The sequence below is a fragment of the Tatumella sp. UCD-D_suzukii genome (genome assembly GCF_000611875.2).
GTDB classification, from domain to species: domain Bacteria; phylum Pseudomonadota; class Gammaproteobacteria; order Enterobacterales; family Enterobacteriaceae; genus Tatumella; species Tatumella ptyseos.
In genome coordinates this window covers 100,061-113,150 of the sequence record NZ_JFJX01000072.1, presented here as the reverse complement: position 1 = coordinate 113,150, position 13,090 = coordinate 100,061, and the positions used below count along the sequence as shown (strand labels likewise).

General features: G+C 52.3%; 9 protein-coding genes, 1 tRNA gene and 1 other RNA gene. 3 read left to right on the top strand and 8 right to left on the bottom strand.

Translation table 11 applies throughout. From position 1 onward, the window contains the following. Positions 1 to 7 precede the first annotated feature (7 nt). The 6 genes from CG67_RS17085 to eptB form a co-directional block, all read right to left on the bottom strand. Positions 8 to 1,483, bottom strand: coding sequence for a pitrilysin family protein (locus tag CG67_RS17085; RefSeq protein WP_025904141.1), 1,476 nt, complete (start codon positions 1,481 to 1,483; stop codon positions 8 to 10). A 425-nt stretch (positions 1,484 to 1,908) separates the two neighbouring features. After that, entirely contained in the window at positions 1,909 to 3,921 is a 2,013-nt protein-coding gene (gene hmsP, locus CG67_RS17080; RefSeq protein WP_025904140.1) for a biofilm formation regulator HmsP, read from the bottom strand. Positions 3,922 to 4,168: 247 nt separating this feature from the next. Continuing rightward, on the bottom strand, positions 4,169 to 4,354 hold the full coding sequence (locus CG67_RS18210) for a hypothetical protein (RefSeq protein ID WP_152975082.1): 186 nt from the start codon (positions 4,352 to 4,354) through the stop codon (positions 4,169 to 4,171). A gap of 2,622 nt (positions 4,355 to 6,976) precedes the next feature. Further along, positions 6,977 to 7,089, bottom strand: a non-coding RNA gene (locus CG67_RS17775) — RtT sRNA. Positions 7,090 to 7,119: 30 nt separating this feature from the next. Then, positions 7,120 to 7,196 (bottom strand) — tRNA-Pro (locus tag CG67_RS17070). Between the two features lie 111 nt (positions 7,197 to 7,307). Beyond that, on the bottom strand, positions 7,308 to 8,996 hold the full coding sequence (eptB, locus tag CG67_RS17065) for a kdo(2)-lipid A phosphoethanolamine 7''-transferase (protein WP_025904138.1): 1,689 nt from the start codon (positions 8,994 to 8,996) through the stop codon (positions 7,308 to 7,310). Positions 8,997 to 9,216: 220 nt separating this feature from the next. On the opposite strand from eptB, the gene CG67_RS17060 reads away from it, so the two are divergent. From CG67_RS17060 to CG67_RS17050, 3 genes are all read left to right on the top strand, one after another. Then, positions 9,217 to 9,834, top strand: coding sequence for an HD domain-containing protein (locus CG67_RS17060; protein ID WP_025904137.1), 618 nt, complete (start codon positions 9,217 to 9,219; stop codon positions 9,832 to 9,834). 136 nt (positions 9,835 to 9,970) lie between these two features. Beyond that, positions 9,971 to 10,684, top strand: a complete 714-nt coding sequence (locus tag CG67_RS17055; protein ID WP_025904136.1) for a DUF3053 domain-containing protein — start codon at positions 9,971 to 9,973, stop codon at positions 10,682 to 10,684. A 719-nt stretch (positions 10,685 to 11,403) separates the two neighbouring features. Further along, complete coding sequence (locus CG67_RS17050; protein ID WP_025904135.1) at positions 11,404 to 11,766, top strand: YibL family ribosome-associated protein; 363 nt, start codon at positions 11,404 to 11,406, stop codon at positions 11,764 to 11,766. Positions 11,767 to 11,831: 65 nt separating this feature from the next. On the opposite strand, the gene CG67_RS17955 is transcribed toward CG67_RS17050, so the two are convergent. Then, entirely contained in the window at positions 11,832 to 11,978 is a 147-nt protein-coding gene (locus CG67_RS17955; RefSeq protein ID WP_235501151.1) for a DUF535 family protein, read from the bottom strand. Positions 11,979 to 12,353: 375 nt separating this feature from the next. Next, the gene (gene sodA / locus CG67_RS17045) at positions 12,354 to 12,971 is read right to left on the bottom strand and encodes a superoxide dismutase [Mn] (RefSeq protein ID WP_038010899.1); all 618 of its coding nucleotides are present in this window, start codon (positions 12,969 to 12,971) and stop codon (positions 12,354 to 12,356) included. Positions 12,972 to 13,090 lie beyond the last annotated feature (119 nt).

Here is a 13,090-nt window from a genome sequence, read left to right as displayed (position 1 = left end):
TCCCCCGTCAGGAGGAGGCCGCGGATGTCGCTGTACCGACCGGAAGTGTGGTGTCGTTCAGGTCAGGAGTGACAATATCATCAAACGTTTTCCGCAGACTATTTACCTGAATCGCTGGCTCCTTCTTCGGTTGTACCAGCACCATGGTAAAGGGCTGCGAAAGCAATATATGGAGTTGGTGATTTAATGTCTCCGCGGTCAGACCGGCTAAAAATGCCTGCCGTAAACGCTGGTACTGTTCCGGTGAAATATCCACCACCGAATTTTGCTGTGAACGCAACCGCTGAGCCACCAGAATATCAGTGCCGGTTCTGGCATAGGTCGCGTACAACGTATTGAGTTCAGCCAGTTTTGCCGTCATCAGATGATCAAATTCGGTCTGAGACAAACCTTTATCGCGTAGCGTTACAAAATCGTTCGCTACCCGCGTCAGTTGTCCTGACAGATGATCCCCGGAAGTATCGATATTTAGTCCGCACTGTGCACGCTGATAATAGACCCGGCAGTCCAGGCCGAACACCGCATCAGGCTCCGCGTTATCACCAGCGGCCGGATGCAGATGCCAGTAAAGCACCTCACGGGCTAAATCTTCCAGCCAGTACTGCTGTAAAGTCTGTGAGTCCGTAATCGGTGACCAGGGCATATCCCAAATCAGCGATAATCTGTCTGTGGCACGCTCATCATCCGCCAGGCCCACCGCCTGATCAGTCAGTGGGGGTAATATGGCCATCGGTGCCGGAATACTGCGCCTGCCTTTCAGCGAACCGAATGCTTTACCGATCTGTTCAGATATTGCCCGGCTATCGACATTCCCGACCACATATAACGTCATTGCGTCCGGGGTATACCACTGATGGTAGAAGTGACTCAGCGCGGGAACATTGACCGGTGTGGCGGCACTGACCTGAGGATCATGAGCTAATAACACCGACCCTTTCAACCGGTAACGCCACCAGGCTGAGGACGGATTCGCAGGCCAGGTGCTGGTTGGATCCGAGGCGGTTTCGGCGGTATTCACTATCTGCGGGTCAATGGACATATTCCCCGCCGTGGCTGCCAGCCATTGCAGCGCATCTTTCATCAGGTCTGGCCGGTTAACGGGCAGACTCAGGTTATATTGCGTGTAGTCGTAGGACGTAATTGCTGGCGGTAACGCGCCCTGCTTACTGATACTGTGCTGCCATATTTCACGCTGTCGGGCAGGTGTTATCGCCGTATTATGCACCAGTGCGATACGTGTCAGGAGATGGCTGTAACCGGTCTGCGACGTATTTTCGTTCAGCGAACCATTTTCAATCACCAGCCGTAGTTCTACATCATCTGACGGACGTTGCGGTGTTGAAAGCACCTGCCAGCCGAATCCGTTTTTCAGTTTCCCTTGCTGCCAGGCAGGATCTGGCTGAAGGGCCTCGGCATGCAACGTAAAACTGGTGGCGGCAAAGATAATTCCGCCCATCCAGTGCAAAAGTTTGGTGCCCTGCATGTGAACCCCTAATTTCAAATGGTGAAAATATTATTTTCACAGGTAATTCAGTGCGATACGCATTACTCAGCCATAGCTGAGCCTGTTTTAAATAGATCATCGCTTTTTTGACCGCAGAAAAAACAGGATGTCACGCAGCAACAGAAAAAAAATATTCAGAAAATTTCGGGCATTATTATGCAAAAGTCCGCAAGGGCGGCAAGGAAAAAGCGGGGATTCATCGAAAAAGTTGATCAGAGAAGATCACTTCCTGCTTTCAGGCAGCTTTTTTGTACAAAGAATGTCTCAATTTACCTCTGTGGTTCCCTGTGCTCCCATGGCCCCTACCTCGTCGCCAGCACCGGAGCGACACAATCCGGTGTCACCACAATATTTTTACCCGGCCTCTCCTGGCTCAGTCCGGCCACATCACGTTCCTCGTAAAATTACGGAGTGTCCGGCGCACTGCCGGGTAAGTTCAGCCAGCGTTTATTAAATTCCTGCTCCGACAATGCCGGTGCATAAAGATAACCCTGAGCAATATGGATCCCACGATCAATCAGCCAGTCCCGCTGTTCAACCGTTTCAACACCTTCGGCAATAACATCCAGTTGCATAATGCCGGCAATCGAAGAAACGATGCGTACCATAGTATCATCTGCGGGCAACGCACTGACAAAGCTGCGATCAAGCTTCAGACGCCGTACCGGTAATGAACGGAACTGGTGCAGATAATGAAGATTAGAGTACCCCATACCAAAGTCATCCAGTACGACGGAGACACCGGTTTTTTCAATCGGACGGAGAAGCTCCATTGCCCTTTCGGTATCCGAAATTTTGGCGGTCTCGGTCAGTTCCAGGACAAAGCTGCCCGGATTCACTTTCAGGCTACTCAGTAAATTCTGTAAATGGCTGACCATCGACGGATCCTGTAATTGCAGTGCCGACGTGTTGACGCTCAATGGCAATGTAATTCCGTGTGACTGCCAGACATTAAGGATCCGGCAGGCCTCTTCAAAGACCCAGCGCCCGATTTCAGGCATAACACCGATATCTTCAGCCGTAGTGATAAAGTCTTCCGGCAGAGTATACTGGCCGTCATCACGGCGGATACGCAATAAAGCCTCGGCACCCGCCAGCGCACCGGTATCCATATGCACCTGTGGCTGAAGGTAGAGCGCATATTCTTTATTGTGGATCCCCTGTAATATATCGTGGAACTGCGACATTCTCAGTCGTGCTCGTTCCGCCACAGCGGGGTCGAAGAACCGGATCTGATTGATACCTTCCTGACCGGCAGAGGTCATCGCCGAAATACCGCGCTCCAGAAACTCTGCAGCTTTGAGCTGTTCCTCCTCCATCACCGCCAGTCCGATACTCACCGCAGGCCGTAGCGGAACATTCTGAAGATTTAACGGCTGTGTCAGCTCTTCCATCAGTAATTGTGCCTGACGCATTAATCGAAGAGGCTGAACGGAATGTTCGTAAAACAGTACAAAATCACTGTCTGACAATTGCGAGAGGATACCCCGCGTTCCCATCGCCCGACGCAGCTTACGTGCTACCAGTAACTGGAGTGTGTCTTTATTTTTCGGTGTCAGTATATCCGGGAGCACATCAATACGAACCACCACTAACGCTACCGCCTGACCGGCTTTTGTCTGATTCAGATACTGATCCAGTAGTGCCAGAAACAGCGTGCGGTTAGGTAAATCCGTCAGTTTGAAATGGGTATTCAGCCGCTCTACTTCATTATTAATGGACGCCATTAATGACTGATTCTGATTGATACAACGTACCAGTACCCCGATTTCATCATCATTGTGTCCCTGCGGAAGATGCAGGCGATTATTATTACCGTTCTTTCCGCTTTTATCCTGGAGCTGCTGACAAATGCTGCGTAACGGATGCACCATCAGGCGGTTTATGAACCAGCTAACAGTAATGGACAGCACCAGAGCCAGTAGCAGATATGTGATCACCATAGTGGACAATGTGCTGATCACAAACTGATAGACCCGGCCGTTATCAGCCTCCAGCACCAGCCAGGCCAGAGGTTTCGGCAATCCGGCCTGTTCTGCAGGATATAACGGTACGGAGATCCTGACCGGTAGCCGGAAAATCCGGGCCATCAATGGCGGAACGGACCGCTGCCCGGTGAAATCCACATGCAGGGCCTGCAATTTATCAGGGAGCAGGATATCAGCGCGGCCCAGAATACCTGCGGGTTTCAGCGTATTCAGGAGCTGCTCTGCCGCAGGAATATCGGCTTTCAGCACCGCCTCAGCCAGTGGCTGCCGGATGGTATGAGCAATATTTTCCATTTGCTGCGCGTATTCTGTAATGCGTTGCTGAACAAAATGAAATAATTGCACCGCAATAAAAATACAGACAACCAATATTGCTACGGCAGAAACCGTAGTCATTTGTTTAATGGTAAGGGAGCGCTGAACTCGCAAGAGATTCTCCGGGGAGGGTGCTGTTAAGTATTTAAAGTATATAGTAATACACTCTTCCTGCTATCCGGTATTACGGGTAATGAAGCGTAAATTAAGTTAATTCCGGGTATTGTTACGGTACTTGTTGATAACTTTGAGGATTAACATACGCCGGAATCCCCGGGATCGCCACTTTTTCACGGGCTGATCGAGGGGGGTGCCGGGGAAAACCGGGTGTGGGACCGGGGTAAACCGGGGGATTTTTGTCTCAGGTTTGTGGGTAATAAGTTCGTCCGTTGTTTTTCCATTTCAGCACGGTGAGTGTTCCGTTCGCTTTATTGTCGGGCTTGCTGCCTTTGCCCCGCTGCGGGCGACCGGGCAAAGGGCGCATGGCCGCGCCCTCTGCACTCCCTGCCTTGCGACAGGCCTGCCCGCCGCTCCGCGGTACCTTCACTCACTCATGTGTCCTTTACGGACCGGTCATGATTCGCTCCTGCTCAGCATGACCTCTCGCCGCGTCCCTGCGGCTCGTCCTGGACACATTCCCTCGCTCAGCGGTGCGATGTCGCCCGACCACCGGTGCAGGCATCCGCGGAAAAGCGGATAAGATTTTTGTCTCTGGTTTGTGGGTAATAAGTTCGTCCGTTGTTTTTCATCTCAGCACGGTGAATATTCCGTTCGCTTTGTAGTAAGGCTTGCTGCCTGTAATCCGCCGCGGGCGACCGGGCAACGGTGCAAGCATCAGATAAGAAGAAATTTTTCGTATTTTAAAAGACTAAACACGGGAACCACTGCCCGGATAGCAGGTTTTGGGGCGCTATCCGCAGCGCCGAACGCAGAGTGACGGCCAGGCTGAGTCGGCAGGGACGCCGGCGAAAGCACGGCTGAGCCAGGACGGCGAATCCGGGCGGGCCGTCAGGCCGGAGCGATAAGTGAGGGGACAGCGAGGACCTGCGCCAGGCGCGGATTGTTAAGGCCCGCGCCTTCGGGTCTTAACCCGGCCGCCGCCATGCGGCAACTGAAACTACTTCACGTATGACGGGCGGAACCTGCTCAGAGCTGATACACGGGAAACTGATGCATTCTTTATGTCAGACCGGTGAATATTCCGTTCGCTTTGTGGTAAGGCTTGCTATCTGTAATCCGCTGCGGGCGACCGGGCAAAGGACGCCTGGCCGCGCCCTCTGCACTCCCTGCCTTGCGACAAACCTGCCCGCCGCTGCGCGGTACCTTCACTCACTCATATGTCCTTTACGGACCGGTCATGATTCGCTCCTGCTCAGCATGACCTCTCGCCGCGTCCATGCGGCTCGCCCTGGCCACATTCACTCGCTCAGCGGTGCGATGTCGCCCGACCCACGGTGTTAGCATCAGATAAGAAGACATTTTCCGTATTTTAAAAGACTAAACACGGGAACCACTGCCCGGAGAGCAGGTTTTGGGGCGCTATCCGCAGCGCCGAATGCAGAGTGACGGCCAGGCAGAGCCGGCAGGGACGCCGGCGAAAGCACGGCTGAGCCAGGACGGCGGATCCGGGCGGGCCGTCAGGCCGGAGTGATAAGTGAGGGGACAGCGAGGACCTGCGCCAGGCGCGGATTGTTAAGGCCCGCGCCTTCGGGTCTTAACCCGGCCGCCGCCATGCGGCAACTGAAACTACTGTACGTATGACGGGCGGAACCTGCTCAGAGCTGATAACCGGGAAACCGGAGGAGCTTTTTATTATCAGCGCGGTGAGTGTTCCGTTCGCTTTATTGTCGGGCATGCTGCCTGTAATCCGTCGCAGGCGACCGGGCAAAGGGCGCCAGGCCGCGCCCTCTGCACTCCCTGCCTTGCGACAAGCCTGCCCGCCGCTGCGCGGTACCTTCACTCTCTCATGTGTCCTTTACGGACCGGTCATGATTCGCTCCTGCTCAGCATGACCTCTCGCCGCGTCCCTGCGGCTCGTCCTGGCCACATTCACTCGCTCAGCGGTGCGATGTCGCCCGACCCACGGTGCAAACATCAGATAAGAAGACATTTTTCGTATTTTAAAAGACTAAACACGGGGACCACTGCCCGGAGAGCAGGTTTTGGGGCGCTATCCGCAGCGCCGAACGCAGAGTGACGGCCAGGCAGAGCCGGCAGGGATGCCGGTGAAAGCACGGCTGAGCCAGGACGGCGGATCCGGGCGGGCCGTCAGGCCGGAGCGATAAGTGAGGGGACAGCGAGGACCTGCGCCAGGCGCGGATTGTTAAGGCCCGCGCCTTCGGGCCTTAACCCGGCCGCCGCCACGCGGCAACTGAAACTACTGTACGTATGACGGGCGGAACCGGCTCAGAGCTGATAACCGGGAAACCGGAGGAGCTTTTTATTATCAGCGCGGTGAGTGTTCCGTTCGCTTTATTGTCGGGCATGCTGCCTGTAATCCGTCGCAGGCGACCGGGCAAAGGGCGCCAGGCCGCGCCCTCTGCACTCCCTGCCTTGCGACAAACCTGCCCGCCGCTGCGCGGTACCTTCACTCACTCATATGTCCTTTACGGACCGGTCATGATTCGCTCCTGCTCAGCATGACCTCTCGCCGCGTCCCTGCGGCTCGTCCTGGCCACATTCACTCGCTCAGCGGTGCGATGTCGCCCGACCCACGGTGCAAGCATCAGACAAGAAGACATTTTACGTATTTTAAAAGACTAAACACGGGGACCACTGCCCGGAGAGCAGGTTTTGGGGCGCTATCCGCAGCGCCGAACGCAGAGTGACGGCCAGGCTGAGCCGGCAGGGACGCCGGCGAAAGCACGGCTGAGCCAGGACGGCGAATCCGGGCGGGCCGTCAGGCCGGAGCGATAAGTGAGGGGACAGCGAGGACCTGCGCCAGGCGCGGATTGTTAAGGCCCGCGCCTTCGGGTCTTAACCCGGCCGCCGCCATGCGGCAACTGAAACTACTTCACGTATGACGGGCGGAACCTGCTCAGAGTGGAAAAGAAAAACGGTGGCACAGCCTGTCAGCCGTTATTAACGCGCGGATGATTAACGCCCCGCCCTCGGGCCTTAAACTTTCTACAGACGTAAAAAAACCCGCCGGAGCGGGTTTCTTCGAATATGGTCGGCGAGAGAGGATTATTCCCCTTCGGGCCGTTGCTGCGCAACGTTGTCTCGCTTCGCTCGGCTCAAACCTCCTTCGGAGGTTCTCATCCTGTTGACTACAGACGTAAAAAAACCCGCCGGAGCGGGTTTCTTCGAATATGGTCGGCGAGAGAGGATTCGAACCTCCGACCCACTGGTCCCAAACCAGTTGCGCTACCAAGCTGCGCTACTCGCCGATGGGGGCGAATATTACTGCTGCCCCTGGTCATCGTCAACCGCTTTTTCGTTACCGGCCATGCGTTTGACTAAAAAGCAACCGTCAGGCCGGTAAAACAACCGGATCTCCCTTATCTGCCCTGCCCGGCTCCGGCTGGCATCTGACACCAGTTATTCTTAGCATTGATACCGCCGTCAGGAGATGTGTATCCCAGGCAGCCTAATATCGAATCATATAATTCTGTATGCCGGTGGATCACCCCGTCTTTTGCCTGCTGTTGCAGCTGCGCGAAACGTTGCCTGTTTGCATCATCGGCCAGATATTTATCGGAAGCCCAAACCAGCATAGGGACACGGAATTGCTCCGGAGGCGCCATTTCACGTGGCGTGCCATGGAAATGCGTATTACTGCTGATAGATTCGCCATGGTCGGCCGCATAAAAAACAATCGCCTTTTTATCACGCAACTGGTCCAGAACATTATCCAGCATGTAATCGACATACAGCACCGAGTTATCGTAAGCGTTAATCAGCTGACCTTCCGAACAAAAATCATCAACCCCGATACATTCCGGCGTAAATCGGGCAAAACTACGCGGATAGCGTTGGGAGTAAAGATAATGCGACCCCTTGGTATGAAGGATCACCAGATGCTTACCTCGCGGATGACCATCCAGCGACTGCCGCAATTTCGGGATAAGCAACATGTCGTCGACCGGCTTCCCATTATTCTGTGGTTCTGAACCTATCTGCTCACGGAATGCCATAGTGTCGACATCGGCCAGTCCGTAAAACCAGACCTCACTCTGCATGGCATATAAATCGGAACTGAACCCCAGCTCCTTCATTACAGCAAACACATTCTGCTCTTTGAGCGTTCTGCCGGCATTATTTTCGGCACCGCCTTCACGGACAAACATACAGCGTAAGGAGAGTTTAGTGGCGGTATCGCACGACTCCCCACGGAAAGCCACGAGGTTCTTCTCTTTAGATAATAACGGCGTGGTATCCCGCTGATACCCGAGAATACCCATATGATCCCAGCGGGTCGTTTCACCAATCACAAACACGACATACGTATCATCCAGACCCGCCGGCGGCACATAAGTAAATTTACGGGCCGGGTCAAATAAGTTTTTGCCGGTCATCTCCTCATCGAGTTTTGACCAGCCAAACAACCCACTGGCTGTCAGCCAGTTCACAGGCAAATAAGAATGGGCCACCATTCCGCCATAACTGGGTAAGTCGATGTTAGTGACATGTTCACGGTTTTTATATTGTTTATCCAGATACCGGAGTGGCAACCAGACCAGTGCAATACAGATCAGTAAACAGACCACGGGTTTCAGGCGCTGCCCGCGGTGTGCCAGTTGCGAACTGAGGCACCCGGCCAGCCGGCTGTACCAAATCAGAAACAGCGGGAGCAGGCTGCCAGCGATCAGCCAGAAATAGAAATAGTCACCGACGACCTCTTTTGAGAGATCGGTATCTGTCGTCAGGACCGAAGCGACAATGCCGTAACCAATAACGACGTTAAAGACCATCATATAATAAGCTGAGGCCACCGATATCAGTACGATCAGCGATGCACTCACCCTGAAAAAAACTTTCCCGCCAAGCGATAACAGGCGAAAAATGACCACGCAGACTAAAAGAGCGGCGACGATTTCCGCCACAGCTGAAAAGCCCCCCAGAAAATTAAAATGTTCTGTTATCCCCTGAAATCTTCGTGCAAAAACCGACCAATTCAGAAAAATACCAATATAAACTGCCAGTACCAGAGATAACTGACTCTGACTCAATTCTTTGATTTTATTCATTACAAAAACCCGACCCCAATCACTATAAAAATTACTTCCCTCCTTCAGAGTCCTGATCACGTCAGGAGTTCGACATATTTTATAATATATAATTACATAATGATTTTTATGGAAAATAAAAGAAACCCGGTTAATTATATTTAAACCTGTCAGCCAGGCTTGCAGAGGCCTTGCTGAGCATTCTATAGTCTCTGAGAGTATGAATATTTACAGGTGAACTATGCCCGATTCATTGGAAGAAAAAGCAAAACGCTTTGCCTGTCATGTCCACGCTCAGGCAAAACAACGGCGTAAATACACGAATGCCCCCTATATTGTTCATCCGGGGGCTGTGGCTGAGCTGGTACGTACCGTGCGGGGAGATGAAACCATGCTGGCCGCAGCATGGTTACATGACACACTGGAAGATACGCCGACCACAGCTCACCAGTTACAACAGCTGTTCGGTCAGGAAGTCGCTATGCTGGTAGAGATGCTGACTAACCCGCCTTGCCGGGCACAGGACCGGGTGCAACGTACGCAGTTTCGTTTACAACATACCGCTAAAGCCTCACCCAACGCGCAAACTATAAAAATTGCCGACATCATCGATAACACCCGGGATATCGTGGATAATGACCCTGACTTTGCGCCGATCTATCTGATTGAAAAAAAACTACAACTCAGATTATTACGTCATGGCGATCCCTTGCTGTGGCAGCAGGCTAATAAACAGATAACGCAGGCCATTCTCCGCCTGAGTGCACCCCCTTTTAATATCCCGTCCCGTTGGTTTCGCCACCGGGCCCGTCAATATCTCTCCGACCGGGAGGCAGGGACACCGCCGAAGCAGAGATAGCGAAAATAAATAAAAAGAAGAGAGCATGCTTTTTCTGCGATCTTCTCCGTTGGCGGGAGTGCTGCTTTGCACTATCCTTGTGGATCTCTCTGCTTGTAAAAAATGCAAGCTGTCGAATAACAGGAGTCTGTTTCTTATGACGTCAGGTATTTTCCGTGTTACTAAGCAAGCCGGATTACTGCTTACAACATTGTTTATAGTTTTTCAGCTCAGTGGTTGCGGCGATAAAGAAGCCGAATCCCGCCAGGCTTTTAGTAATTTTCTGCAAAATACAGTGATGCGTAGCAGCTCTCAGCTACCGACTCTGAGTGAAAGTCAGAAGAAAAGTTTTGGAAGTTTTACCGGTGATTACGCCATTCTTTACGGATTCTCACAGCAACTGAACAGAGCGATGAATGACGGCGTCCGTCCGGTCACCGATGAATTATCGGCTATCCGTGTACCGGCAGATTATCTGTCACACCGCGATCCGCTCCGTCAGGCGGCCGGGGCGCTGAATGTGGTGACTCAGCAGGTTCAGAATGCCCGAAACCTGGCAGACAGTAGCCGTACATCTATAAAGTTACCTGCCGACCTGCAGAAAACTTACGATGAGGCCTATGCCAAAGTCGTTACTCAGCCTGCTGAAACTGTACTGCCGCTGCTGCCTCAATTGCAGACCCTGGCTCAGGCCGTGGTGGATACCGGCGACTTCCTGCAGGCACAGAACAACAACGTCAGTTTTGCCGGCAACAGTGTTCAGCTTTCGTCTCAGGATCAGGTGAAACAATATAATGCACTGATGAGTCAAATCACCAGTGCAGCCCCCGTACTGAATCAGCTGCAACCACTACTCAGTAATCATCAATAAATCCGCCAGACGTCAGAAGCAACGAAATAACTTCTGGCGTCTGATGTCCCGTGATCTCTGCAGACATCCTTTAACCGGATATAAACAACGCGTTACCGGATCACCCACGGTGAATACTTGAGGGCTAATAAGAAGAACGCCTGGCCAGTTTATATTTTATCAGGCAGTGTTCCTGAGATAAAATATCGAAGTTAACTCAATTAATGACACAACCAATGGCATTGATTGATATCCCCTGCTGATATTGTTTTCCTGAAGTTATTAAAAACATAACCTATAATAATCATCTGAAAATACCCTGAAGACTCGATTACCCTCTTTTAAATAATCATTCAGCCTGAGAAGAGTGACAGGAAATGTATTCTTCCGCATCGGCCCTGCCATTCCATCCTTTGACGATAAAGAGTTCCTGTAAAAAAGTGACGGGTATCAGTGAGTTCAGCGAATGCGGACGATAAACCGATACGAGCAGGAATATAAATGATAGCGGCCGGGCAATGTGACAGGGTGAGATCTATGGATAAGGGCGGATGATCCGCGGGAGTGCTACCGTACTGAGAAAGTCATCCGGGGCTGCCGGAAGTGCCCGGCGGCCGTGTCTATCGTTGCCATCTGCGGCAGTATTTACGCAGATAAAGAATATTGCCGGAATCCTGCATATCATTACTGTCATCAGATATTTTCGTGTATCCTTGCCCGCTGTACAGAAGGAGTCAATGATGAAAGAACCTGAAAAAGCCGAGATTAAGCGTCTGAGCGATCAACTCGATGCCGTGAATCACAAATCCCAGCCATTACTCGAAGCGGGTGATATGGAAAAACTGGGAGAACTCCAGAAAGAAAAGCAAAAGCTGGAAGAAGAAATCGCCCGTTTACGTAACGTTCGCGTGAAAAAGCTCAGTTCTGAAGCACAGAAGCTACAGAAACTCACCTTCAGCCGCGCTATTACCAAAAAAGAACAGGCGAACCTGGGGGCTCTGAAAAAATCAGTCCGGGGTATTGTCATTGTCCATCCGATGACGGCGCTGGGCCGTGAGATGGGCCTGACAGAAGTGACCGGCTTTGCCAAAAGCGCATTCTGACCGGCCACTGCCACTCATCAAAGAGGGGCGGTAATTCCCGGTGCGTCTATCACTTGCTGTTCAGGTTACTCCGGCAGCAGATCCCGACGCCGGTATTCTGCCCTTTTCTTACTGGCAACCTCCTCCGGCGGATGACGTCTGACCTTCAGCGATAATCTATAGAGCCCCCGCGAGTCGGCTCCTCCCGGACTTTTCCGGAACCGATAGAGCACCGGACCTTCCCGGCGCAAGAGTCACCATCGTCACGCCCTGCTGCTGACAGCACAACATAATTCACTTTCCATGCTCTGTCGGGGCAGTATCTGCTGTTAATGACTGACCAGGGTCATGCGATATTCGGCATTTTAGTGATCCCGGAATAAACGGCACCCTAAATATAATTTAATTTTATGATGTTACGAGAAATAGTTCCTGAGAATGGCTCAACGGAAATTTCATCAACCGGAACATGTCTGAAGAAAACTGCGGGAATAAATCGGCGGCTGACAGGCGGTTTACTTTGCGGACAGGTGCCAGAAAGCACTACCGGCAGTGAAGACTGCCGGCAGATAACTGACCGCGCAGGCGGTCATTAGTCGTTAACGGAATTATTTTGCAGAAGCAAAACGGGCCGCAGCCTCATCCCAGTTAACCACGTTCCAGAACGCTTTGATGTAGTCAGGGCGTTTATTCTGGAACTTCAGGTAATAAGCGTGCTCCCAGACATCCAGACCCAGGATTGGGAAACCGGAAGTCCCGGAAACAGCTTCACCCATCAGCGGGCTATCCTGGTTCGCGGTAGAAACCACGGCCAGTTTATCACCCTGTTTTACCAGCCATGCCCAGCCGGAACCAAAACGGGTCGCTGCGGCTTTCTCAAACTCCGCCTGGAACTTTTCAACGCTACCGAAATCTTTCTCGATAGCCGCTTTCAGTTCGCCCTGCAGAGTGGTTCCGGTTTTCAGACCTTTCCAGAACAGGCTATGGTTAGCATGACCACCGGCGTTGTTACGCAGTGCGGTTTTCTTATCTGCAGGCACCTGGTCCAGTTTAGTGATCAGTTCTTCAACCGGCAGTGAAGCAAATTCAGTGCCTTCCAGCGCCGCGTTGGCGTTGTTGACGTAAGCCTGGTGATGTTTAGTGTGATGGATTTCCATCGTTTCCTTATCGAAATGCGGCTCAAGCGCATCATAAGCGTAAGGCAGGGATGGCAGTGAATAACTCATGTTCAACCTCTCCATTCTAATGTAAGGACAGCACACCCGGAGGGATGTGCTGCATAAGCACTGGCTTCCATTATAGTTAAATAATTGATCGGGAAAAGGAGAATCACCTCTCAGCCGGA